The sequence below is a fragment of the Ectobacillus sp. OTK genome (assembly GCF_059698935.1).
In genome coordinates, this window is sequence record NZ_AP048547.1 from 3,163,447 (window position 1) to 3,186,987 (window position 23,541).

A 23,541-nucleotide genomic window follows, 5' to 3' on the forward strand; every position below is an offset into this window, starting at 1 on the left:
CCAGAAAATGATAAAACAAAATAGCACTCCCTTTCATAAGCAAAAGGGAGTGCATGATTCCACTGAAGTAAATATAGCTCTATGACTACATATTGGGTGCATCATAATAAATGACAGAAAGGATGCTTAGCCTTAATTTCCCAGCGGGACATTGCTTTTTCATTAACGCACATACTTGACTTGAATAATTGGTTTTGTACGATTCATTGACTTACAATTATTATTGTATACGGGCTGGTATTTCCTCCTCCGTCTTTTACGATTACACTGATTTTCGTTCCTGCTTTTTGCGCAGGAACAGGGACGGAAAACTTTCCTTCTGCATCGGCTTTTCCTTTACTGATCGTCATTGGACCTGCCTTTACATACACGCTGGTACCTGCTTCTGCCGTTCCTGTTACCGCTGTATCCTCATCTGTCATCGCGTTTACTTTCGGTGCCAATGGCGCTGTCTTATCTTGTACGATTACCGTGGTGTACGGGCTGGTATTCCCTCCTCCGTCTTTTACGATTACGCTGATTTTCGTTCCTGCTTTTTGCGCAGGAACAGGGACGGAAAACTTCCCTTCTGCATCGGCTTTTCCTTTACTGATCGTCATTGGACCTGCTTTTACATACACGCTGGTACCTGCTTCTGCCGTTCCTGTTACCGCTGTATCCTCATCTGTCATCGCGTTTACTTTCGGTGCCAATGGCGCTGTCTTATCTTGTACGATTACCGTAGTGTACGGGCTGGTATTCCCTCCTCCGTCTTTTACGATTACGCTGATTTTCGTTCCTGCTTTTTGCGCAGGAACAGGGACGGAAAACTTCCCTTCTGCATCGGCTTTTCCTTTACTGATCGTCATTGGACCTGCTTTTACATACACGCTGGTACCTGCTTCTGCCGTTCCTGTTACCGCTGTATCCTGATCTGTCATCGCGTTTACTTTCGGCGCAAGCGGAGCCGTCTTGTCTGTTACCGTTATTGTTGTAGAAGGGCTAAGCATATTTAGTTTATTCTTAAACTTTACATTCAGTTGCGTCCCTGCCTTTTGAGCGGGGATTTCAGCCTTAAAGTTCCCATTTGCATCAGCTGCTGCACTGCCAATCAGCTTTGTACCGTTTAAGATTTGTATCGTAACACCTGCAGGAGCTTTACCTGAAAGAGATACATCATTATCATCCACAGGATTGACCACAGGCTTGTCTAGCTTTTTCATAATATAAGCAGAGGAAATATAGCCTGCTAACCTCTGATCTGCAGTTTTAACAGGGTACCATACAAATTGGTTTTCACTATTTAAAGATTGGTCATATACAAAATGCCCTTCAATAATCAAGGTAGTATTTTTAGTTAGTACATTTCCAGCTGAAGACGTACTAGGCTGTGCCCTTAAATTGACATTGTCCCTTGTTACCAACACCTTGTCTCCTGCTTGAAACAGGTATGAAGAAGCATGCATCTGGTCAGTTAGTATATATTCCATCTTTTTAAATACAATATTTTGGTCGCTGTTGGAGTCATATTCAAAGTCGGCTGTGCTAAAAGGGTACTGCCCTAATGTAGTATCATTTAGGAAACTATGTTGCACAATAAGAGAAAAGACCCCTTCTTGATAAGCATTTGTATTTTTTTCCCCGCTGGACTTATAAAGAGGGCTGTTCACAGGCTTTGTGCCGTTGTATGCCATAACAGGGAAGTACCAATTTTCAATTACCTCTGATCCTGCCTCTCTTATTTTGGGAAGATCTGTACGACGATACATACTACTAAGAATTTCAACGCCTGCCTGTATATTATAGTAGATATCGTATTTCAATTTCTCTTGATCGTAGCTTGGTTGATTTGTAACCTGCATGAGACCAATTCCGCCATCTTCGGAGATTATAGGCTCTCCCTTCTCATTAAATTGGCTCCAAATACGAATATTTTCCCTAGCCCCGCTTTCCTTTGTAGCTACAGCTTTTACAACTTCAGGCGGGATATTTGCATCCAAAGCCGCATTCGTTAGTAAGCAGTTGATCTGCTGAAGCGAGGGGTTTTGATTTGGCTTAATTTCACCATACGATGCACATTGGGCTGGCTGCGTGAACTCGGCGAAAGCTTCTTTATAAGACCAACCTAGAAATATGAAACACGTTAATAATCCTGCTCTTAGTAGGTGTAGTTTCATTCCTTTATTCTCCAATCTACTTAACTTTCACTGTTAATATCATACATTTTAGCATGATAGATTATTGTTTTCTATAATTTGATAGATTCCGCAGCAAAAGCTAGATGCGAATCACCTAGATAAAGAGAACTCAAAACTTTGTAACTTCCTATATATCTAAAATATACAGATAATAACCAATACATAAAGAACAAGACCACAGTTTTGTGGTCTTGTTCTTATTTCCCCTTTGCTCATGCCGTACCTTTCTTTTCCACAGCAATGCTCCAAAATGTGAGAAGAACAGCTCCAAGTACCATTACACCTCCAATCCAAGGGGTATGAATGATTCCGATTGAATCCACGATCAGTCCCCCAACAAAAGCTCCAATTGCAATCCCGACATTAAATGCAGCAATATTTAAGGCGGATGCAACGTTAACTGCTGAAGGTACATATTTTTCAGCTAACTGAACGACATAAATTTGTAAGCCCGGTACGTTCATGAATGCCAGTAAACCTAAGAAGAATATCGTAATAATTCCCAGCATTTTAAATGGTGCAGTAAATGTTAAAACAACGAGTACAATTGCCTGAATGAGGAACATCCATAATAAGGCTTTTAATGGTGCTTTATTGGCCGCCTTGCCTCCAATTGTATTACCAAACGCGACAGCAACACCATATACAAGCAGGATAATGCTCACAGCACTTGGCTCAAAGCCGGTAATATCCTCCAGGATTGGTGCAAGATAAGTAAATGCTACAAATGTACCCCCATATCCTAATGCTGTAATTGCAAATGCTAGAAGCAATGGACCGTTTGTTAAGATTTTAAAGTTATCGCTAAATTTGGACGGTGGTGCCTGTTTAAGATTTCCAGGAACTAAAACAGCACTTGCGATAATAGCTATTATACCTAGAAAGGCAACACCCCAGAACGTTGCTCTCCATCCAAATGCTTGACCAATAAATGTACCAAGCGGAACACCTGTTACAGTTGCAACCGTTAACCCCGTAAACATAAATGCAATAGCGCTGGCCCGTTTGTTTTCAGGTACTACGTCTGCTGCAATCGTTGATCCGATAGAGAAAAATACCCCATGGGAGAATGCGGTAATGAATCTTGCTACTAACAATACAGCAAAACTCGCCGATAATGCAGCCACTGAATTGCCAAGAATGAAGACAAACATCAACAGCATTAATAATGATTTTCTGCTCATTTTATTCGTTGCAGCAGTAAGAATTGGTGCTCCAACAGCAACACCCATTGCATAACCGGAGATTAATAGACCAGCTAAAGTAATTGAAATATTTAAATCATTGGCTAATGAAGAAAGCAAGCCCACAGGAACGAATTCAGTCGTACCAATGCCAAATGCACTAATAGCAAGTGCCATTAATGCGGGAGTGCCCCCTTTTCTCTCTTGAATATTTGTAGCAGCTGAACTCATAAAAGAATCCTCCTTGTAATCTTAAGCTGTGTAATTCATGGACAGCATGACTTGGCGCGCCTTTCAAATTTTTTATCAGCTGTTCCTATGAACGTTATTATGAAATATACAAGGCGGCGAGAAAAGTACGTACTTTAAAGTAACGTAGGTACTTTAAAGTGCCTATAGTCATTTTCAACCTTTTACGTTCTACTTGTGTATGTTATTATTGAATTCATAGCACGAATTGAAATGTACCTGCTCTAAAACAGCATAGATATATTAAAGTACCTATAAATTAAGGAAGGAGGAACCCAAGAAATGGCTTATAATATTCCTGTAGAAGCGACGCTTGATGTCATCGGAGGAAAGTGGAAGGTCGTCATTATGTGTCATTTGATTAAAGGAGAAAAAAGAACAAGTGAATTAAAAAGGCTTATGCCTGGCATCACACAGAAAATGCTCACCCAGCAATTGCGAGAGCTGGAAGCGGATGGCGTTGTGAACCGAACAGTTTATGACCAAGTACCGCCAAAGGTCGTATACTCTTTAACAGAGTATGGCTGGAGCCTTCGTCCCATCCTGGATGCCATGTGCAGTTGGGGAGAAAAACATATTGCATTAACAGGCGAGGAAGTAGCAAATTAATTACCTGATTCTTCCCCTCTTCCAAATCATGATGAACCGCGTAAAACCCGACCTGATTCGGTCGGGCTTTTGTATAGCAGACATCGTATCACTTATGAGTTCTGCACCTTTGCTTCCTTTTCGTACTGAAATTGCCTTGAGAACATCTGATAATACGTTCCCTTCTTCTTCATCAACTCATCATGACTACCCGTCTCCGCAATTTCGCCTCTATCGATAACCATAATCCTGTCAGCGTGACGGATAGTGTTCAGTCTATGAGCAATGATGAAGCTCGTTCTGCCCTTCATCACATGCAGCAGCGCATCCTGAATATGCAGTTCGGTACGTGTATCAATGCTGCTCGTTGCTTCATCTAAAATCAGGAGCGATGGCTTCGCAAGAATAATCCGTGCAATCGCAAGAAGCTGACGTTGGCCTTGACTAAGATTGCCTCCATTTTCGGTAAGTACGGTATTATAGCCGTGCGGAAGCCTCTTAATAAATGCATCCGCATTAGCTAATGCTGCAGCGTCTGCTACTTCTTCGTCCGTTGCATCTGGTTTGCCGTATTTAATATTATCCCGAATCGTTCCGGAAAATAAATACGTATCCTGCAGTACGATACCAAAGCATTGGCGCAAGCTGTCTCTCGTATAATTGCGTATATCTATGCCGTCAATAAGAATACAGCCATCCGTCACATCGTAAAAGCGTGTCAGCAGGTTCACAATTGTCGTCTTACCTGCCCCTGTCGGACCAACAAACGCAATGCTGCTGCCCGGCTTCGCGTCAAAGCTGATATGTTTTACAATCGGTACATCCGCCCGGTAGCCGAAGCTAACATTTTCAAACACAACATGGCCCTTCGGTTGATCTAGCGGGATGGCTTGCGGAGAATCGGCTGTTTCCTCATGCTCATCCAGCACCTCGAAAACACGCTCTGCCCCAGCCACACCAGACTGCAGCATATTAAAAATATTTGCCAGGTCATTCAGCGGCCGGACGAACTGTCGTGAATAGCTGATAAAACTCGCAATGACGCCAACCGTAATCATGCTTTTCACTGCCAAAATCCCGCCAACAATTGCAACAGCTGCAAAGCCGAGATTGTTAATGACGTTCATAATCGGCATTAAAAAGCCAGACCAAATTTGCGCCTTCGTTCCAACCTGCCGCAATCGTTCATTGACAGCCTCAAATTCCTCAATCGCCTTTTCCTCATGATTAAAGGCCTTTACCACCTCAAGACCAGAAATGGTTTCCTCTACATGGCCGTTTAGCTTGCCCAGCTCCATTTGCTGCTTTTTAAATAAGGCACTTGTTTTTTTCGCAATCGTCCGCGTCAGCAAAAACACGAGCGGTACCGTTATAAGACTAGCTAACGTTAAAATAGGACTTAACACAAGCATCATAACAAATGCACCGCTAATTACAATCGCACCTGACATGAGCTGAGTCGTTGATTGCGAAATCGTATTGCTGACATTATCAATATCATTCGTCAAACGGCTCATGAGCTCGCCGTGTGTCCGTGCATCGAAAAAAGAAACAGGGAGCTTTTGCAGCTTTTCAAACAAACCCTTGCGCAGCTGCTTTACAATGCGCTGCGATACACCGGCCATAAGCCAACCTTGCAGAAATGTTAACACGCCGTCTGCAGCATAGGCCGTAAAAAGCACCAGCACAGTAATCTTCAATAATCGAAAGTCTACCGTACTCATGCCCATCGCATCAATTGATTTTCCAAGCAAAAACGGCGCAAACAGCATGAGCGCCGAATCAACGAGTACAAATAAGAAAATAACAAACAGCAGCCTGCGCTCCCGACCAAAGTATGACCAAAGCCGCTTCATCGTTTTAGCAAAGTTTTTCGGCTTCACAACCGGTCTTCTCCCATGATGACCCGGACCGCCCATCATAACAGGAGGACGCTTTACTTGCTCATCTAGCTGCGCCATACTGCTCTTCCTCCTTTCCAGTCTGCGAACGGAATATTTCTTGATATACAACGCACGATGCCAGCAGCTCTTCATGCGTGCCGATGCCAGTCATCCTTCCTTCATCTAAAACAATAATTTTATCGGCATCCATAACAGACGAAATGCGCTGCGTAATGAGCAGACATGTTAAACCGGCTGCATATCTCTTAAGAGATTCCCTCATATATGTCTCTGTTGCTGCATCAACAGCGCTTGTGCTATCATCTAAAATTAAAATATCCGGCTCTTTTACAAGTGCACGTGCAATTGAGAGGCGTTGCTTTTGTCCCCCCGAAAAATTAACACCTCCCTGACCGATGCGCGTTTCATAGCCTTCAGGTGAAGCTGCGATAAAGTCATGTGCCTGTGCTGCCTTTGCCGCTCGCTCCACCTCCTCCATCGTCGCATTCTCCTTGCCCCAGCGAATGTTTTCGAGTACTGTTCCGGTAAATAGCATCGTTTTTTGCGGCACAATAGCAATTGTCTCCCGCAGCTTCTGCGGGTTCAGCTCTCGCACATCCACGCCGCCGACCTTCACAGCACCGGCATCCGCATCGTAAAAGCGAGGAATAAGTCCGACAAGACTGCTTTTACCTGATCCTGTTGAGCCGATAATCCCAACCATTTCGCCGGGCATGCATGTAAACGTAATATCATGCAGCACCGGAGCAGCTCCTTCGTAAGCAAAGAAAACATGCTCGAAATCAATTCTTCCCCTTATAGAAGGAGAAAGCGTCTGCTCGCTCCACTTCATTGCATCATCCTGTTTAAATACTTCACCAATACGCAAAATAGAGGCCTTCGCTCGTACAAACATATTAAACACAAGGGAAATCATCATAAGTGAGAAGGCAATTTGCGTCATATAGTTAGTAAAGGCGAGGACTTCCCCTGCTTGTGTTTCCCCTCTGCTCACCTGCATACCGCCAAACCAAAGCACAGCGACAATACCGATATTTACTACAAGCATGATACCCGGACTAAATACTGCCATAAGCCGCCCTGCGGAAATAGAGGCTGCCTGCAGCTCTTCGTTTGCTTCTTCAAATTTATCCACTTCATAACCAAATCGGTGAAACGCTTTCACAACGCGCACACCGGACAAATACTCTCGCATGACCCGATTCACACGGTCAAGCGCATGCTGCACCTTCGTAAAAAAGGAAAAGCCGAGCTTTAGATTCAGCACAATTAACATAGCCACAATCGGTACAACAACAGCTAAAACAACTGCTAGTGATGGATTAAGCCGTGTTGCCATAATTAAGCCGCCAATGCATAACAATGGTGCCTTCACAAAAATACGCATAAGCCCATTTGCAAATACCTGTACCTGCGTCACATCATTTGTCAGCCGCGTAACAAGCGATGCCCGATCAAAGCGATTAACATTCGTAAACGACAAGCCTTGAATACGACGAAACAAATCAGACCGCAGCTCCGTTCCGAAGTTTTGTGAAACGATGCTTGAAATCACGTTGCGTGTAGAAGCTGACAATGCCCCAAGCAACGTAATTAACAGCATGAGCCCGCCTTGCTGGAGCACATACCCGAAATCCCGATTTGCGACACCCACATCAATAATCCTTGCCATAATCGTTGGCTGCATCAAATCGCAAAGCGCCTCAAATGTTAAAAAGACGATAGCAAGACTAAACATTTTCCCGTACTTTTTTCTATATTTTTTAAAAAATCCCATAGCTCCCCTCCATCCATAACGACCTGTACCTCTACTTCAACGATACGCTTAACTTGGTAAAATGTCATCTTATTTGAACTATTTTCCCCAGAAAAAATCCCGTTTGCAAAATAAAAAGGAGTCGCCAAAGCAACCCCGAATTTCAAACGAAAAACCTCCATTAATCTCACAAGAGATCTATAAAATTACCAAGCGTTTTGTAATACAACTTTTCCTACCGCCTTCTTAGACTCCAAAAATTGATGAGCTTTGCCAACATCATCAAATGTAAATCGGTTAGGGTCAATAAGCGGACGAAGCTTCCCCTCTTCTACAATCTGAGCGAGCTTTTTTAAAATCGCTCCGTGATGTTTACGATGTTCTTCGTTTATAATCTTCAACAACATAAAGATAACATGCAGAGAAAGCCCTTTTGCATGCAAGGGAGACAAATCATGAGTCGAACGCGCAGCAACAGCAAGCACTGTTCCGTTCATTGCAGCAGCTTCAAAAGAGCGATCCAGATTTTCACCGCCCACTGTATCAAACACAACTTCAAACCCTTTTCCATTTGTATATTTTTGGACGTAATCTTGAACAGTTTCTTCCCGATAATTTATTCCTACATCAGCTCCTAAACAATTGGCGATTTCCAGCTTCTCCTGCGAGGAAGCTGTCGTAAAAACTTTGGCGCCTGCCCATTTAGCAAGTTGGATAGCTGCATGTCCTACGCCGCCAGCAGCCGCATGAATGAGAATATTTTGTCCAGACTTGATTTGTCCCCGATCAAATAACGCTTCCCAGGCTGTGATTGCAACAAGAGGCAAAGCAGCAGCCTCTTCCATCGTTATGTTTTTTGGTTTATGAGCAATCAATCTTGCATCCGCAAGCATATACTCTGCAAGTGCACCTCCTGTTCCTTTAAAGCCTCCTGCACAGCCAAATACTTCATCACCAGGTTTAAATTCAGCAACTCCCTCTCCTATTTCTTCAACAATACCTGCCACGTCCCCGTGCAATACAGCCGGGAAAGCAGGGGCAACTCCTGAAACTGCTCCGCTGCGAATTTTCAGGTCAATCGGATTCACACTCGTTGCTTTCACCTGAATTAATACATATCCGGGTAATATTTTCGGTTTTGAAATCTCTTCTAATTGAAATACAGATGGTGTACCAAAAGAACGAATTATTTGTGCTTTCATTTCATTCAATCCCTTTCCTTAAAACATGACACTTTTTCTTTCTTCGTAAAACATCAAAAACAAAATAGAGATCACTGCTCCATTCGATAGAATCAGTATTATGTAACTAACCGTGCAATCACATTTTCTTACAGAATAAGATAAAATCTGTATTCTCTACATAGCTTAAAAGGATAAATGACAGTGAAAATCTCTTACCAGTCGACTGCAGTGAGTCATTATGAATCCCCTTTGACAGTTCGGTCTTTACAATTCCGGTTTGTTGCCTTCTTGTTCAGCCTTGAATCTTATGACTTCCTCTTCTGTTGGCATTCCTGCCTGCGCCCCAAATTTCGTGACGGCAAGGGCGGAAGCAAGCGAGGCAAATTCAATCGCTTCATCCAGGCTGCTTCCATCTGCAAGTGCGTGCGCCAATCCAGCATTATAACAATCTCCGGCTCCCGTCGTATCTACAACCGGTACCTTATACCCCCGTTTTAGCCGTATTTCCCCATCCTCTGTCAAATAAGCTGAACCTTCCGCACCTAACGTTGTAACGACGTGAGCCGCACCCATTTTTCTCATACACCGCATAGCCTTTTCTAGTGCTTGGCCATCGGTGTCCATACCAGTATAACGGGAAAGCTCCGTTCGGTTCGGTGTCAAATAATCAATGTACTCAAACAGTTCTCCCGATAACGGCTGCGCAGGCGCTGGATTAAGCACTACTGTTTTACCAAGCGACTTCGCTTTCCGAGCTGCGTAAAGAACCGTCTCAACTGGAATTTCCAGCTGCAGCAGCACAATATCTGCCTGCCTTAGCTTGTCCTCATGACGATCAATATCGGCTGGCTCCATTTTGTAATTCGCCCCCGGTACAACGACTATGCTGTTATCGCCTTCAGAAACATAAATGGAGGCAATGCCGGTTGACGTACCGGCGGCCTGTTTCACACCTGACACATCTACCCCGTTCTCATGCAGGTTGTCGAGCAATTGTCTGCCAAATGTATCATCGCCAACTGCTCCTATTATTGCTGTTTTCGCTCCTAAACGCGCTCCGGCAATAGCCTGATTGGCCCCTTTACCGCCGGGAATAAAGCTTACCTTATCGCCTAGCAGCGTTTCACCTACTAGCGGATAGCGCTCTGTTTCAATCACAATATCCATATTCAAGCTGCCAACAACAACTAGCTTAGACTTGCTCATCTAGCCTTCCTCCCTATGAATCTCCCCCACCTGCGCTAGGATTCACCTGTTACACATTTCACCGCAAGGGTGCTTCCTTCACATTGAAGGAGGGAAATTCTTTCGTCATTTCGTTAAAGAAAACTCGCTGATTTGCGAGCCTTTAGGCAAAGTCAGAGACGTGGTTGCACTGATACTTTCCTCTTACAATTTCTCACTACGTCAAATGGCTTCCTAACTGGAAACTTATAATTCTTAAAGTATAAAAGGGAGCCGCCAAGGCAACTCCCGATTTTGAACTCAACATCCCTGTTAGCCTAACTAAACTATACATCGCGGCTGCGTAGAAGAAAAATATTTCAACTTATATCTTTATACAAAAATTCAAAAATAAGGTAATGAATCTTTATGGAATCATCCATGACAATACATTAGATTGCAAGAATGTTAGAATACAAATAATCAGTATGAGGAACAGACTATGTTTGATCGTAAAACGGAATAAGTCAGATTCCTTACCTGCTAACCCTACAGCTGCACATGCAACAGCGATCGATTGAGGTGAAATCATTTTTCCTGTTACACCGCCTGAAGAGTTCGCCGCAAGAGCAAGAAGCGGATCCATACCCACAGACGCTGCTGTGATTTTTTGCAGGTTTCCAAACAATAGGTTCGCTGACGTGTCAGAACCTGTAATGAATACTCCTAACCAGCCTAATACAGGAGAGAAGAACGGGAATAATGACCCTGTCTTCGCTAACAGCATTCCTAATGTCGTACTCATCCCTGAAGAGTTTGTTACATAGGCAAAACCTACTACTGACATAATTGTTAAGATTGGGAGTTTTAGCTCGTTGCATGTTTCCGCAAATGTTGCTGCCCATTCCCTCCAGGAAATTTTCACGATAAACTTTGTTACAAACGCTGCTAGGAGAATCGCGGTACCCGCAGCTCCCAACACTTCCAGCTTATAAACAGCAGCGATTGGATCGCCCTTTCCGTTTAAAATCAGATTATTTAAACTAGGAACGGCAGGCATGAATGTTAAACTGCTTCCGATAGAGTTAACCGCTTTCAAAACACTTGCTGTTCCTTCATAATGACCTGTTAAAGCTGCTTTTACTTGCGGAATACCCCATAGAGAAATAAATGCTGTTAAGATTAAAAATGGAGACCAAGCTCTAAACACTTCACCCGCTGTATGTACTGTGTGAACATGAGCCGTTGTAGCAGCAACTTCAGCCTCAGCTTCTGATTTGAAACGGAAAATCGTTTTTGGTTTCCAGAATTTCAGGAAGATTGCTAAAGCGAATAGGGATACTAAAGCAGATAAAATATCCGGAAGCTCAGGTCCCAAAAAATTGGAGCTTACATATTGTGTAAACGCAAATGAGATACCAGAAACTAAAATAGCAGGCATTACCTCAAGTGCTTTCTTAAAGCCAGCCATGATAACGATTAGATATAAAGGAATAAATACAGATAAAAACGGTAATTGCCGGCCAACCATTTTTGAAATTTCCATTGCCGGAATACCAGTCGGGCCTTCCATAGCTGTAATCGGAATACCGATTGCACCAAAAGCTACCGGAGCTGTATTAGCTAATAGGCAAAGGCCTGCTGCATATAAAGGGTTGAATCCAAGACCTACGAGCAGTGCCGCCGAAATCGCAACCGGCGCACCGAAGCCTGCTGCCCCTTCAAGGAACGCTCCGAACGAAAAGGCCACTAAAAGCGCTTGTAAGCGGCGGTCTTCTGTAATAGATAACACAGAGTTACGAATAATATCAAATTGTCCTGTTTTTACTGTTAATTTATAAAGAAATACAGAAGTGATAATAATCCAGCCAATTGGCAAGAGTCCATAAACTGCTCCCTGGCTCGCTGACATAATAGCGGTACCCGCCGGCATTTTATATGCAAATATTGCAACACCCAGCGCAACAAGCAGCGTTGTAATTCCAGCCACATACCCTTTCATACGTTTAATTGCCAATGCCCAGAAGAAGTATAAAATAGGGATTAAAGCTACTAGCGAGGATAGTATCAGACTATCCCCGATAGGTGTAAAATTTTGTTGCCATGTCATATACAACACCTCTTTTTTATTTTGTAAACTACTAAACAATGAATTTTAATCATTGATTAACTACAAGAAATCGCTTTCAATATACTTCAAAAAAAGAGAGCAGAGAGATAGATTATATCTTTTGAGCGTATTCTGCAGCTTCTAACAGCAAATCTACAATATGTACGGCACGCACCTTATCAGATAAGCCTTCACGCTCAATACCGAGCTTCATTTGCAATAAGCAGCCTGGGTTCGCAGTAACAATCGTAGTTGCATGGCTTGATTTTACATTCTCCATCTTGTGATCCAGAATTTGCATCGACATCTCTGATTCTACAATATTATAAATACCAGCTGAGCCGCAGCAACGGTCTGAATCTTGCATTTCACGGAACTCCACACCTTCAATCGCTTTAAGAAGGGATCGCGGATCACCAGATACCCCCATTACATTGCGTAAATGACAAGAATCTTGATATGTAAGTACTTGTGCTGGCAGACGAAGTGGAGATTGATAGAATTTAAGTTCCACAAGCACAGTTGAAATATCTTTCAATTTATTCACAAATGCTTTTGCACGGTCTTTCCATTCAGGCTCATCTTTTAGCAGATGATCATAGTCAATTAGAAATGCTCCGCAGCCGCCCGCATTTGTGATGATGTAGTCTACATGCAATTCCTCAAACGCTTTAATATTTCGTTTAGCTAATTCCTTCGCGCCATCCTTTTCGCCGCTATGACCATGCAAAGCCCCGCAGCAGGTTTGATTTTGAGGGATGACAACCTCACAGCCCGCCATTTGCAACAGCTTCATTGTCGCGTTATTTGTTTCTAGGAACATCGTGTCCATTAAACATCCCGAGAAAAACGCAACTCGTTTTTTCAATGTTCCCTTCGCCCCTAAATGCGTAGGGCGGTTGTTCATTTCTTTCATCGTTGGCACCTTCGGAAGTACTTTTTCCATTGTAGCCAAGTTATCAGGCAAGAGCTGTAATAAACCTGTTTTACGAGCAACGGTTTGTAAGCCTGAGCGTTGGTATACACCGAGAAGACCTGTTACCATACGCATACGGTTTTGATGGGGAAAAAGCTCTTGAAATACAGCTTTGCGTATTACACGTACAGGCAGTGAATGCTTCTTGCTTTGATTGATAATATCGCGTGCTTCTTCTAATAAATGTCCATATTTTACACCCGATGGACAAACAGGCTCACAAGCACGGCAGCCCAGACAAAGTTCCAACGTACGTTCTACATCTTCATTCGGTCCAATTAACCCATCTACGACCGCCTTCATAAGAGCAATACGGCCGCGGGGAGAGTGAGACTCTTTGAAGCCTGACTCGATATACGTTGGGCAAGACGGTAAGCAAAAGCCGCAGCGCATACAGTTTAGAAGCTCGTCTTCGTCCATCCGTTCCTTGAACTGCTGTTGGATAATGTCACGTTCCTTCAAGGTTGTCATCTTGTTACCACCACCCGTTTACGAGATTCTTTAGCAAATACTTTACCGGGATTCATAATGTTATTCGGATCAAACGCAGCTTTTATAGCTCTCATTGCTGCAATTCCCTGTTCTCCAAGCTTTAGTTCAAGATAAGGGGCTTTCATTACACCGACGCCGTGTTCACCTGTAATCGTACCGCCAAGCTCAACGGCTTTTTCAAATATTTCAGCGAATGCCTTTTCCACACGTTCAATTTCATCGTGGTTACGTGAATCTGTTGGACATGTTGGATGAAGATTTCCATCCCCTGCATGACCGAATGTACAAATATTAACATCGTATTTTTTAGCGATTTCATTTATGGAGCGTACCATCTTCGCAATTTCAGAACGAGGAACAGTTGCATCCTCCAAAATTGTTGTTGGTTTCAATCGTGCAAGCGCTGACAAAGCTGAGCGGCGTGCTGTGCGAAGAGCCATTGCATGTTCTTCAGATTGCGCTACTTCAACAGATACGGCATGTTCCGACATGCAAAGTTCAGCAATCCCTTGCATATCACGCTCGACCACTTGCTCAGGACCATCTTGTTCAATTAAAAGAACAGCTTGTACATTTGTTGGCAGTCCGATCTTGGCGAAGTCTTCTACAACTTGAAGTGTAGGTTGGTCTAAAAATTCAAGCGTCGTTGGGATAATTTTATTCGCAATAATGTTTGAAACCGAACGGGCCGCTGCATCAATGTCCTGATATAACGCCAGCATTGTTTTCTTTGTTTCAGGCATAGGGATCAATTTCAGTGTCGCTTCTGTGATGATTCCCAAGGTCCCTTCAGAGCCGACAAATAATCGTGTTAAATCATAACCAGCCACATCCTTCGCTAGCTTACCACCTGTACGGATGATGTCACCGTTAGCTAGAACGATTTCAAGCGCAATCACATAATCACGGGTAACGCCGTATTTTAAGCCGCGCAGACCGCCGGAATTTTCGTTAATATTCCCGCCAATCGTCGAAATTTTCATGGAACTTGGATCTGGAGGATAAAACAAGCCTTTTGCTTCGACTTTGTTGATCATATCGAGTGTAATCACACCAGGCTGAACGGTAACCGTCAAATTTTCCTCGTCAATTTCCAAAATGCGGTTCATATGCCGAAACAGCAAAACAAGTCCACCTTCAGTTGGGCAAGTACCTGCACAAAGATTTGTACCAGAACCGCGAGGTACGATTGGGATGTTATGCTCATTGCAAACTTTTACAATGTCAGAAACTTGTTTTGTGTTACGAGGAGAAATCACCCCATCTGGAATCGATTGGAACTGAGGAGTCGCATCATATGAGTAAACAAGCCGACCGGCCTCTGAATCATCGTAGTTTTCCACGCCGACGATTTCGATCAATTTCGCTTTTACATGGGCTGTAATCATTTCTGTTCACACCTTTATTCACATGTTGTATAAGGAGAGACGAACTTGGATATGTATCTTTCTTCGTTCCTCTCTTTCTATCATCATAAAGGATTAAGTAAGCCCTTTCTATGGATATACATCTAAAATTCACGCTTTTTTATCATCATTTTTTGGTTGATAATCCAAAAAATAAAGAGCTAAATACAAGCTGACGACGTCAGGAAAGTATTTTAAATTTAATCCTGTTAACTCTTCCAGCTTTTTTATTCGGTAATGCAATGTATTAATATGGATGTGCAGCAGTGAGGCTGTTAATTTTAGCGACATATTTTGCTCAAAAAAAGTGTAAAACGTTTCAAGCAGCTCTTCATTTGTTAAAACTGTTTGGAGAACACGCTGTGTAAACTCCTTACGGGTAGGAATGCTAATCTCCTCCAAGCATATATCTAGACGCAGGTCCTCTTCGAAGACAATACTAGTTTTTTTCAATGCAACGGACAAAGCTCGTTCTGCTTGTTCATAGCCTTTTGTTAGCTCACTGCTTTCAACAGCTTGTCCAATCCCAGCAATAACTGGCGTTTGCCATGTTTCCTCAATAAAAGCTTTGAGCTGCTTCACTTTTTGTGCGATCGTCTCCCTTTCCCGTTCTTGATGAACATAGCGAATAATAAGGAGACGATCATTGCCCCAATGAATTAAAACATCCTGATCATGGGGATCGTTCCACACATGCTTCAATTGCCAAATATCCTTAAAGAAAAAATCTTGTTGTTCTGTTACTTGAACTAATATAAGCTGTCGTTTCGCTTGCAAATCAATGTTAAGGATTTTAGCTCGCTCTACAAATGCTGAGGACCACTCCCTTGCTTGCAGCCAATCAAAAACGAATGCCTCTAGCATTCTTGATTGCCACTGCATTTGCTCAGAGTAATAGCTTTCTTGAACAAGAAGCTCGGTCATTTTCCGCAGCAATTCTACATACGGCAAAACACGCTCTGGTTCTCCAGTAATTCCGATGACGCCAATTACATTATTTAAGAAAAAAACGGGTACGTTTATTCCAGCCTTCACTCCTTGTAAATACTGTTCATCCTCTTTGGTAATGATCACTCTTCGTTTTTCTTTTATACTGATTGCAGCACCCTCATGGTAGGTACCAACCCGCTTAACATCTGTACTAGTCATAATAATTCCATCTATCCCAACCATGATAAGCTCTTCATCAAATAGCTTGTTTACTTCATTAATAATTTTTTTTGCAAGAGAAATGGATAATAACAAGCAAATATCCTCCCTGTAGTTTTTCTTTGATTATATACAGCATTTCGGTATTACTCAAAATCAGATAAGATTGGAAGACATGCAAAAAAGCCAAGGCTTTTCTTAAAAAGCACTCAGCTTCCTGCTCATATTGAAACTGCTTTTAGCTGGAACGAATTTTTCATTTTTATACTGATTTTTTATGAATTTTCCCTTTGAACGGTCTGAAGTATTTGCTTTACCAAGGTTTCCGCATCATTCGCTTCAATTGTTGTAAGCTGAATCCGACAAAACGGCTGCACCCTGCATTTCAAACAGCGCCTGAAGCAATCGACAACACTAACGGTAACATCCTCTTTATAATTCTGCCGAAGAATGTCTATAGCTTTATCAGCCTCAGTGAATTCAATGTTTCGCTCACAAAACTTAGCCGCTCTCATTCGCCTTTTCCTTTCTTGATAAAAGATGTAAAATGGACCAGCACAGAAACCTTTTCTTGTATCTTGGTTTCGTGAATGGCCCATTTTCCTATTTCAGCCCAAAGAAAGTACGATCTTCTCCCTTGTGCCTGCCATCTTTATTCTTGATTGTAATGCGTAAATTGAATATCTAATGTACGAAGATACGTTTGAAGACCCGCATCTTGGATTGGAATAATAAATGCCGGCTCTCCAGACTCATTATGATGAGAGTGCCACAATCCCGGAGGTGTAACAAAAGCTTTTCCAGTTACCCAATCAATGCGAATAGGATCAATGATTTGCTGTGTGGCCGGATCTATTTTATCTCCAACTAGCGTATACGTACCAGGCGCCGCATAGGCAACAAAATCAAGAGCTACTGATTTATGACTATGAGGAGCTTGATTAGATCCTACAGGAACGATACCAAACATCGCCCAGAGTACATGCGTAATCGTTAACGTTTGATCGAATTTTTGATTGTTTAATAGAATAGAGATACGATTCTTCAAATGGGCATCCGGTGCATTAGCTACCTCATCCAATTTGGCCTTTGCTTGTTCAGCCGTAAAAAGGGTCGGCTTGAAGCGTGCTTCTGTCGCTTGAACTCCTAGATAGTTCAGAAGCGGAGTATCTAGAATATAGTAGATTGTTGTATCCTCCATCGCAATGTGACGGCTAACCGATCCAGATGGGAGAGTTAAGAAATCGCCCTTCTTCCAATTAATCGTTTCTCCATTTACCTCCGTGCTGCCCGCACCGGAGATAATATAATATAATTCGCTTGTTGCGTTTGGTTGTGTATGAATGGAATCGCCCTTATTAATCCGGATGAATTGGGCAAGAAGCGATGGACTTGTTGCTGGATAATCCGTTCTCAGCTCATTGGAAAGATCTAACGTTACAATACGAGTTTCTCCTGAGTTATATAACTCTGCTCCAAACTCTTTAGCTGGGATCGGGCTGATGATACCGCTTCCAATCGGATCCGCTGCGGTAGTGTATTCATAGAAACGGGCATCCCCAGTCCAATTTTCATTTACAGCCCCCACAAATAATTGTCCTGATTGTACATTGTTAGACATGTGTACTCCTCCTATCACCTTAATGATACTATCTTAACTTGATAGAAAGCTGTTGTGAAATATATAATTTATATCACTATGATATATTTTACATATAACTGATAACTGAATGACAGGTGATAAATATGGAGCTTCGACAACTGCAATATTTTCTTGCCGTAGCTGAAGAATTAAATTTCAGCCGTGCGGCAGAACGTCTGCGAATTACACAGCCTCCCTTAAGCTTACAAATTCAAAACTTAGAGAGAGAATTAGGCATTCCACTTTTTTATCGGAATAACCGACATGTCGAATTAACGGATGCAGGAAAATTGTTTTTTGATGAAGTACGTAAAATATTCGATCATCTTCATCGTGCTATCGAGAATGCTCAGCGTACTCATCACGGTGAACTCGGAACACTTAAAGTTGGTTTTGTCGGGTCAGCCACCTACGACATTCTTCCTTCTGTTCTACGGGAATTTCGCAGCTTGTACCCAGATGTCCAAGTGCATCTTTTTGAAATGTCCACACCTATGCAAATTCAAGCATTACGAGAGGAGGAAATCGATATAGGAGTTTTGAGACCGCCGGTGCCTAGCGATGCATTATGTACGGAAGTTGTCTCCACTACCCCTTGTGTATTGGCAGTCCCAAAACATCATCCATTATTAGAAAGAGAAAATCTCTCTCTTTCCGACCTTAGCCTTTATCCCTTTGTTATGTTATCCCGAAAAACATGGGCGGGTCTCTATAACGAAATTCTAGCGCTATGTAACCCTATCATCCAGCAGGAGGCACTTGAGTTCCAAACCGTAATCGGTTTAGTTGCTGCCGGTTTGGGAATTGCGGTCGTTCCCCAATCAGCTATGAATTTGCATACCCAGGATGTTGTCTACTTGGATCTTAATGATCAATTGCCCATTGCTTCCATGGGTATCTCTTGGCGCCAAAACGATCAGTCTCCTTTGGTCAAAGCCTTTATCGAGATCGCAAAGGAAGTGAGGTAAATATACTTTCTAACAGTACTATCATAATTTCTTATCATTTCTTTTTCATTCAGGGGGATCGATTATCTTTTATGCAGAAAGCTTTACAACCCCGCTCTCTAAAATGGCGATCCTCCTCCTATAGATCGAGTATGATGGCTTTTACATATCGTTCCTGCCAATAACAATAATGAAAATACTCTCAGTAAGTTATACTAATGAGAAAGCTTGTGACAAACAGGAGGCTTCATTCTCATGAAATCATTCTTCGTATTTGTTTTTCTTCTTATACTAAGTATAGGTTTTGCTCTTGCTATGGATTTGTTTTTAGGCCAAACAATTTTCCAATGCTTGCAGAACTTAAATAACCCGTTTTGGTTAATGGATCAAACGGAATTATCCACCGCTTTAATTATAATTTCACTATGGTTTTTAAAGCCTATGATTATGTTTGTGAAAAAGAAAATTCATTAAGTTTCCCGTGATCGTTGACTAAACTTTTTTCGAATCACAGCTATAAGCAGAAGGAATCCGGGTATGATTCCTCCAAAAAGAGGAAATATGGTTTTGAGTGAGAAATTTCCCTCCTCGAGATGTCCTGAAAAATCAAATGCGATCATACTAGAGGAATAGAGAATGATGATTCCGATGGGGGCTACCATTTTCCTATAATCTTGAAAGTTAAGTAAAACTGTTGCCCCTATAACGGCTGCATAATAAAAAACAGCGATTTTAAAAAAGTTGCAAATAATTAAGGTTAAAATAACAATTAAATCTAGATGCTGGATAAACTCCCCAATATTTATTTTACTAATCATTGTTAACAACGGAAATGATGCCCGGCCTGCAATGTCAGCACCGAGTACAGCTATATCAAGGGCGATTGTATAGCTTAATATCAGACCGCTGCAAATCACTGCCCAAAACCCCATTTTCACACCTGGCTTGTGATTCTGTAACAATGGAAATAGCATCGCAAAGCAAACCATTTCTCCAAAGGGGAAAGATAATGTTTGACTATAAAATGTTGTGAAAACAGGTTTCCATCCATCGCGAAGTATGGGTAATAAGTTATTTATATTAATAACTCCAGAATATATAAGAAGAAGGTTGCTTATCAGTCCTAAACCTATAACCAGTACCAAATAGATTTGAGCTGTTCTGACTAATACTTCAATTCCCTGATAAAGAATATACGCGATTGTGACAATTATCGAGAGGTTAATAATCAGCAATGGTGTTTGATCTAATATGGCACTTGTAAGAATTTCCCCTCCATCTCTTACATCCCTAGCTGCACCATAGATAAAAAAAAGGATATACAGTAAACCTAACGGCCATCCTATATATTTCCCTAAAATAGTTTGCATATAGCTGATAAGCGGCTGCTGTGGATATATGCGAAAAAGAGAACGATATATTAAAAAAAAGATCAACCCGCCTGCTGCCCCAAAAAGAATGGCCAGCCAAGCATCCTTCTTAGCCTGCAGCCCTAAACTGACGACAAGGGCCGTACCAAAGTTAAACAAAACAATAAGAGAAAAAAACTGGCCGGCACTAATTTTTGCTTTTTCCATCGTTTACATATCTCCATTTCACTTTTATCTATTCCGTTTCACTGAAAAGATATGGGATAGATCTCATCCCCGGACGTCTAATTCTCGTTTCGACATGAATTTCTACTTTGGATTCTGCAAATATGTCTCCCCAGTCTTTTTCGATTTCTTTCCATTTCTGTTTGTTTGTTCGTTCTAATGCTTCTCCAAAGCCAAAAACATCCGTGTGATTTCTTTGTGCTTGTACTATTGCTTTCTGTACTTCTTTTCTCGTTTCTTGCGCCCATTTTTTTTCTAACTTTCTAATTTCTTTAGATTTTTTGAGGTCAATGGCACAAAATATTTGTCCTATACTTCCCTCCTGTTTGACAACTAGCTGAATAGTAGGAATATGATTACCAATGCTGGTCTTAATTTTCGTTTTTGAACGCCGGACTTCAATACTAAGTCCCTTTTTGTTCTGTTTACAATCGATACTGACAGCAGACCCTCTCAACTTATTATTAATCACTGTAGCACCTCGTGCTGCTTCATCATTCAGCCATCCAACCAGCTTGCCGCCTTTAAGTATACCTAGACCGCTAATTTTTATAATTGTGGCCGGTGTCGCTGCTTTTATAGCTGATTCCTTTGCTCCTGATTTAGCGCTCTCAATCAGCTGAACTCCACTAATGACAGGTCCGCCCCCTTTTCTTAACACTCCCCGTATCACCTCATCCAGTTCAACACTGTAGCCTTTAGACAATTTTTTGACCATTGTTTCGAGCTTCCCTTTTATTGCAAGTGCCGGGACTTTCTCTATAGGTGTAAGTGTTTTGAGGACTTCTTCCGCTTTGGCATCTTTAGCTATCAGCAAATTTGACGTTAAACGCCCTTCATCATCTCTTTCAAAAAAATCTAGAATACCGTGTATACCTTCTTTTGCCAGCTCTTCCCCGACTATAATAACGTTTGTGTGGGAAATCATTAACTGTCGAGGTGATACATCCGCCGCATTGCGGAGTGCTTCGAATATTGTAGAACCAGAACTGCTGTAAACTGTAACAGGTGTTGTTCTTCCAGTTCCTGTTTTTCCCGAAATTTCTGTTGGATTCACAACTTCATACGAGACACGATATTCTTCTTTCCCTTTTGTTTTATCTAACCCTATGGCTATTACAAGAGCGATTCTATTTAACTCACGCTGGTCCCAACAGCCCGTAAGGAATGCTGTACATATACATAGCAAGCAGAAAAGACTGAAAACCCTATATTTCATCTGCATTCCCCTTTGCTTTATTTCTTTGATCCACTAGTCGGCGATTTGAGTTCATCAGTTTGTGTATTCCCTGCGTTTGTTTGACTAGTCGAACGAGAGTGTGTTATGTAAGACTTGAAAGGAGCACGAATGACAGTATCCTTTTGGCCTTTCAAAGAAAAAGGCGTGAAAGGGGCTAGATATGGGATACCGAAGGAACGCAAACTATTCATATGAGCGACTAATAAAATCATCGCTAATGTCATTCCGTAAAAACCAAGCAGCGCTGATATGATCATTAAAGGAAAACGAATCATTCTTACAGCAATGGTCAAATTGTATGCAGGTATCGCGAAACTCGCAATTCCTGTTATCGCTACGACGATTACCATTAATCCTGTGACAATTCCTGCTTCCACAGCAGCCTGTCCTAATACAATCGCTCCCACAATAGAAACAGCTTGGCCGATTGCCCGAGGCATACGAATGCCAGCCTCGCGTAATACTTCAAATGTAGCTTCCATAATCACAGCCTCAATCAAGGCAGGGAAAGGAACTCCTTCACGCTGAGCCATAATATTAATGAGAAGAGCGGTTGGGAGCATTTCCGGATGATAGGTAGTAACTGCAATGTAAAAGGATGGTCCCAGCAATAAAATAAAAAAGCTTGTATATCTAATTAATCTCATTAGTAAGGCAATATCATATCGATGATAATAATCTTCCGACGCTTGAAAGAACTGCGAAAAAATAGTGGGTAAGATGAGAATAAACGGAGTGCCGTCCACCAATACAGCTATTCTCCCTTCCAATAAGTTAGCAGAAACGACATCGGGCCGTTCTGTATTATATATGGTTGGAAAGGGAGTAAAGGTTCGATCTTGAATAAATTCTTCAAGGTATCCGGATTCAAGAACAGCATCAATCTGGATATCTGTCAGCCTCCGTCGAACCTCTTGTACAAGCTCGTCACTAGCAATTCCTTTTATATACATAATTGCTACATTGGTCTGTGAAACATTTCCAATCCTCATCGTTTCTAATCGCAGCTGCGGACTTTTAAGGTGTCTGCGGATAAGAGCGATATTGGTTGCAATGGATTCATTAAAGCTGTCCTTAGGTCCTCGGATATTAACTTGCGAAGTCGATTCTGTAATCGCTCTCCACTGACCGCCTCTTGTACTGCCCGCTATAGCTTCAGCATAGCCATCTACCAAAATGATTGTATCGCCTGACAAAATCGAGAAAATGAGTTCGTTCCAATCTGTTAGAATGTTTACATTACCAATTGTTAAAGCATTATTTAAGATACGATCGAATACACGATTCGAATCCATTTCTAATTTACTTTCTGCCGTATCTACCATTAACGATCGTATCACATATTCGTTAACAGATTGCTCATCCGTTAATCCGTTTATATAAACAGCTCCAACTGGAATGCTTGGAGTGCTCCCAATCTGAAACGAACGAATAACAAGATCAGGGCTATCACCAATTTCCTGTTTAATTTTATGAAACATAATTTCTAAATTGGGATCGAGTGAGTGCCCTTCTGTATGAGATATTGGTTCATTTTTTTGCTCTGCCTTTGATTGTTTATTTTTATTCCGCAAAAATTTCATACCATTTGAATACTCCCGCTCATCATTTTTATATAACATATTATTCGTTTTACATATTTAGGTTATTCACTGAATATTTTCCATATATTTCGATATCACACCTTATAAGAAACTTAAAAACCGGTAAGATAAACCATTATTCACTTTTGCATTTTCAAAAAAATTAAAGTATATTAAAAAATGTGTCTTTCTCCT

General features: G+C 41.8%; 19 protein-coding genes. 3 read left to right on the top strand and 16 right to left on the bottom strand.

Annotated elements, in window-relative coordinates; genetic code table 11:
- Positions 1-203 precede the first annotated feature (203 nt).
- Together AC6HZ4_RS15910 and AC6HZ4_RS15915 are read right to left on the bottom strand one after the other, a co-directional pair.
- Positions 204-2,156, bottom strand: coding sequence for an Ig-like domain-containing protein (locus AC6HZ4_RS15910; protein ID WP_497490586.1), 1,953 nt, complete (start codon positions 2,154-2,156; stop codon positions 204-206).
- A gap of 233 nt (positions 2,157-2,389) precedes the next feature.
- Entirely contained in the window at positions 2,390-3,592 is a 1,203-nt protein-coding gene (locus AC6HZ4_RS15915; protein WP_497490588.1) for an MFS transporter, read from the bottom strand.
- Between the two features lie 300 nt (positions 3,593-3,892).
- Here AC6HZ4_RS15915 and AC6HZ4_RS15920 point away from each other — a divergent pair, with 300 nt between their 5' ends.
- Positions 3,893-4,219 (top strand): winged helix-turn-helix transcriptional regulator, encoded by a 327-nt coding sequence (locus tag AC6HZ4_RS15920; protein WP_497490590.1) that lies wholly within the window; start codon positions 3,893-3,895, stop codon positions 4,217-4,219.
- Positions 4,220-4,311: 92 nt separating this feature from the next.
- On the opposite strand, the gene AC6HZ4_RS15925 is transcribed toward AC6HZ4_RS15920, so the two are convergent.
- The 11 genes from AC6HZ4_RS15925 to AC6HZ4_RS15975 form a co-directional block, all read right to left on the bottom strand.
- The gene (locus AC6HZ4_RS15925) at positions 4,312-6,159 is read right to left on the bottom strand and encodes an ABC transporter ATP-binding protein (RefSeq protein ID WP_497490591.1); all 1,848 of its coding nucleotides are present in this window, start codon (positions 6,157-6,159) and stop codon (positions 4,312-4,314) included.
- Entirely contained in the window at positions 6,143-7,879 is a 1,737-nt protein-coding gene (locus AC6HZ4_RS15930; protein WP_497490593.1) for an ABC transporter ATP-binding protein, read from the bottom strand. The genes AC6HZ4_RS15925 and AC6HZ4_RS15930 overlap by 17 nt, the downstream gene beginning before the upstream one ends.
- Complete coding sequence (locus AC6HZ4_RS15935) at positions 7,813-8,025, bottom strand: hypothetical protein (protein ID WP_497490594.1); 213 nt, start codon at positions 8,023-8,025, stop codon at positions 7,813-7,815. The genes AC6HZ4_RS15930 and AC6HZ4_RS15935 overlap by 67 nt, the downstream gene beginning before the upstream one ends.
- A gap of 39 nt (positions 8,026-8,064) precedes the next feature.
- A complete protein-coding gene (locus AC6HZ4_RS15940; protein ID WP_497490595.1) occupies positions 8,065-9,060 on the bottom strand; it encodes a zinc-dependent alcohol dehydrogenase family protein in 996 nt (331 codons plus the stop codon).
- Between the two features lie 246 nt (positions 9,061-9,306).
- A complete protein-coding gene (gene rbsK, locus AC6HZ4_RS15945; RefSeq protein ID WP_497490596.1) occupies positions 9,307-10,248 on the bottom strand; it encodes a ribokinase in 942 nt (313 codons plus the stop codon).
- Between the two features lie 385 nt (positions 10,249-10,633).
- Positions 10,634-12,316: an L-lactate permease gene (locus tag AC6HZ4_RS15950; RefSeq protein WP_497490597.1), complete on the bottom strand. Its 1,683-nt coding sequence runs from the start codon at positions 12,314-12,316 to the stop codon at positions 10,634-10,636.
- A gap of 112 nt (positions 12,317-12,428) precedes the next feature.
- Positions 12,429-13,763: a (Fe-S)-binding protein gene (locus AC6HZ4_RS15955; RefSeq protein ID WP_497490598.1), complete on the bottom strand. Its 1,335-nt coding sequence runs from the start codon at positions 13,761-13,763 to the stop codon at positions 12,429-12,431.
- Positions 13,760-15,172, bottom strand: coding sequence for a glycolate oxidase subunit GlcD (gene glcD / locus AC6HZ4_RS15960; RefSeq protein ID WP_497490599.1), 1,413 nt, complete (start codon positions 15,170-15,172; stop codon positions 13,760-13,762). The genes AC6HZ4_RS15955 and glcD overlap by 4 nt, the downstream gene beginning before the upstream one ends.
- Positions 15,173-15,301: 129 nt before the next feature.
- Positions 15,302-16,435, bottom strand: a complete 1,134-nt coding sequence (locus tag AC6HZ4_RS15965; protein WP_497490601.1) for a CdaR family transcriptional regulator — start codon at positions 16,433-16,435, stop codon at positions 15,302-15,304.
- 179 nt (positions 16,436-16,614) lie between these two features.
- On the bottom strand, positions 16,615-16,938 hold the full coding sequence (locus tag AC6HZ4_RS15970; RefSeq protein WP_497490602.1) for a DUF1450 domain-containing protein: 324 nt from the start codon (positions 16,936-16,938) through the stop codon (positions 16,615-16,617).
- 53 nt (positions 16,939-16,991) lie between these two features.
- Positions 16,992-17,960 (bottom strand): cupin domain-containing protein, encoded by a 969-nt coding sequence (locus AC6HZ4_RS15975; RefSeq protein WP_497490604.1) that lies wholly within the window; start codon positions 17,958-17,960, stop codon positions 16,992-16,994.
- 125 nt (positions 17,961-18,085) lie between these two features.
- Here AC6HZ4_RS15975 and AC6HZ4_RS15980 point away from each other — a divergent pair, with 125 nt between their 5' ends.
- Both AC6HZ4_RS15980 and AC6HZ4_RS15985 read left to right on the top strand, forming a co-directional pair.
- Positions 18,086-18,949, top strand: a complete 864-nt coding sequence (locus AC6HZ4_RS15980; RefSeq protein WP_497490605.1) for a LysR family transcriptional regulator — start codon at positions 18,086-18,088, stop codon at positions 18,947-18,949.
- Positions 18,950-19,183: 234 nt separating this feature from the next.
- Positions 19,184-19,402: a YczF family membrane protein gene (locus tag AC6HZ4_RS15985; RefSeq protein WP_497490607.1), complete on the top strand. Its 219-nt coding sequence runs from the start codon at positions 19,184-19,186 to the stop codon at positions 19,400-19,402.
- On the opposite strand, the gene AC6HZ4_RS15990 is transcribed toward AC6HZ4_RS15985, so the two are convergent.
- Genes AC6HZ4_RS15990 through AC6HZ4_RS16000 form a run of 3 tightly spaced genes read right to left on the bottom strand, consistent with a single transcriptional unit; the run spans position 19,399 to position 23,346 of the window.
- Entirely contained in the window at positions 19,399-20,505 is a 1,107-nt protein-coding gene (locus AC6HZ4_RS15990) for a GerAB/ArcD/ProY family transporter (protein ID WP_497490608.1), read from the bottom strand. The genes AC6HZ4_RS15985 and AC6HZ4_RS15990 overlap by 4 nt on opposite strands.
- 28 nt (positions 20,506-20,533) lie before the next feature.
- Positions 20,534-21,748, bottom strand: coding sequence for a Ger(x)C family spore germination protein (locus AC6HZ4_RS15995; RefSeq protein WP_497490609.1), 1,215 nt, complete (start codon positions 21,746-21,748; stop codon positions 20,534-20,536).
- A gap of 11 nt (positions 21,749-21,759) precedes the next feature.
- Positions 21,760-23,346 carry a spore germination protein gene (locus AC6HZ4_RS16000; protein WP_497490610.1) on the bottom strand — a complete coding sequence of 529 codons (1,587 nt, stop codon included), beginning with the start codon at positions 23,344-23,346 and terminating at the stop codon, positions 21,760-21,762.
- Between the last annotated feature and the right edge of the window lie 195 nt (positions 23,347-23,541).

Coding starts and splice junctions, on each gene's coding strand:
- AC6HZ4_RS15975 (WP_497490604.1), bottom strand. CDS start 17,960: ATGTCTAACAATGTACAATCAGGACAATTATTTGTGGGGGCTGTAAAT.
- AC6HZ4_RS15985 (WP_497490607.1), top strand. CDS start 19,184: ATGAAATCATTCTTCGTATTTGTTTTTCTTCTTATACTAAGTATAGGT.
- AC6HZ4_RS15910 (WP_497490586.1), bottom strand. CDS start 2,156: ATGAAACTACACCTACTAAGAGCAGGATTATTAACGTGTTTCATATTT.
- AC6HZ4_RS15955 (WP_497490598.1), bottom strand. CDS start 13,763: ATGACAACCTTGAAGGAACGTGACATTATCCAACAGCAGTTCAAGGAA.
- glcD (WP_497490599.1), bottom strand. CDS start 15,172: ATGATTACAGCCCATGTAAAAGCGAAATTGATCGAAATCGTCGGCGTG.
- AC6HZ4_RS15990 (WP_497490608.1), bottom strand. CDS start 20,505: ATGGAAAAAGCAAAAATTAGTGCCGGCCAGTTTTTTTCTCTTATTGTT.
- AC6HZ4_RS15925 (WP_497490591.1), bottom strand. CDS start 6,159: ATGGCGCAGCTAGATGAGCAAGTAAAGCGTCCTCCTGTTATGATGGGC.
- AC6HZ4_RS15940 (WP_497490595.1), bottom strand. CDS start 9,060: ATGAAAGCACAAATAATTCGTTCTTTTGGTACACCATCTGTATTTCAA.
- AC6HZ4_RS15970 (WP_497490602.1), bottom strand. CDS start 16,938: ATGGGCCATTCACGAAACCAAGATACAAGAAAAGGTTTCTGTGCTGGT.
- AC6HZ4_RS15915 (WP_497490588.1), bottom strand. CDS start 3,592: ATGAGTTCAGCTGCTACAAATATTCAAGAGAGAAAAGGGGGCACTCCC.
- rbsK (WP_497490596.1), bottom strand. CDS start 10,248: ATGAGCAAGTCTAAGCTAGTTGTTGTTGGCAGCTTGAATATGGATATT.
- AC6HZ4_RS15930 (WP_497490593.1), bottom strand. CDS start 7,879: ATGGGATTTTTTAAAAAATATAGAAAAAAGTACGGGAAAATGTTTAGT.
- AC6HZ4_RS15950 (WP_497490597.1), bottom strand. CDS start 12,316: ATGACATGGCAACAAAATTTTACACCTATCGGGGATAGTCTGATACTA.
- AC6HZ4_RS16000 (WP_497490610.1), bottom strand. CDS start 23,346: ATGAAATTTTTGCGGAATAAAAATAAACAATCAAAGGCAGAGCAAAAA.
- AC6HZ4_RS15995 (WP_497490609.1), bottom strand. CDS start 21,748: ATGCAGATGAAATATAGGGTTTTCAGTCTTTTCTGCTTGCTATGTATA.
- AC6HZ4_RS15980 (WP_497490605.1), top strand. CDS start 18,086: ATGGAGCTTCGACAACTGCAATATTTTCTTGCCGTAGCTGAAGAATTA.
- AC6HZ4_RS15920 (WP_497490590.1), top strand. CDS start 3,893: ATGGCTTATAATATTCCTGTAGAAGCGACGCTTGATGTCATCGGAGGA.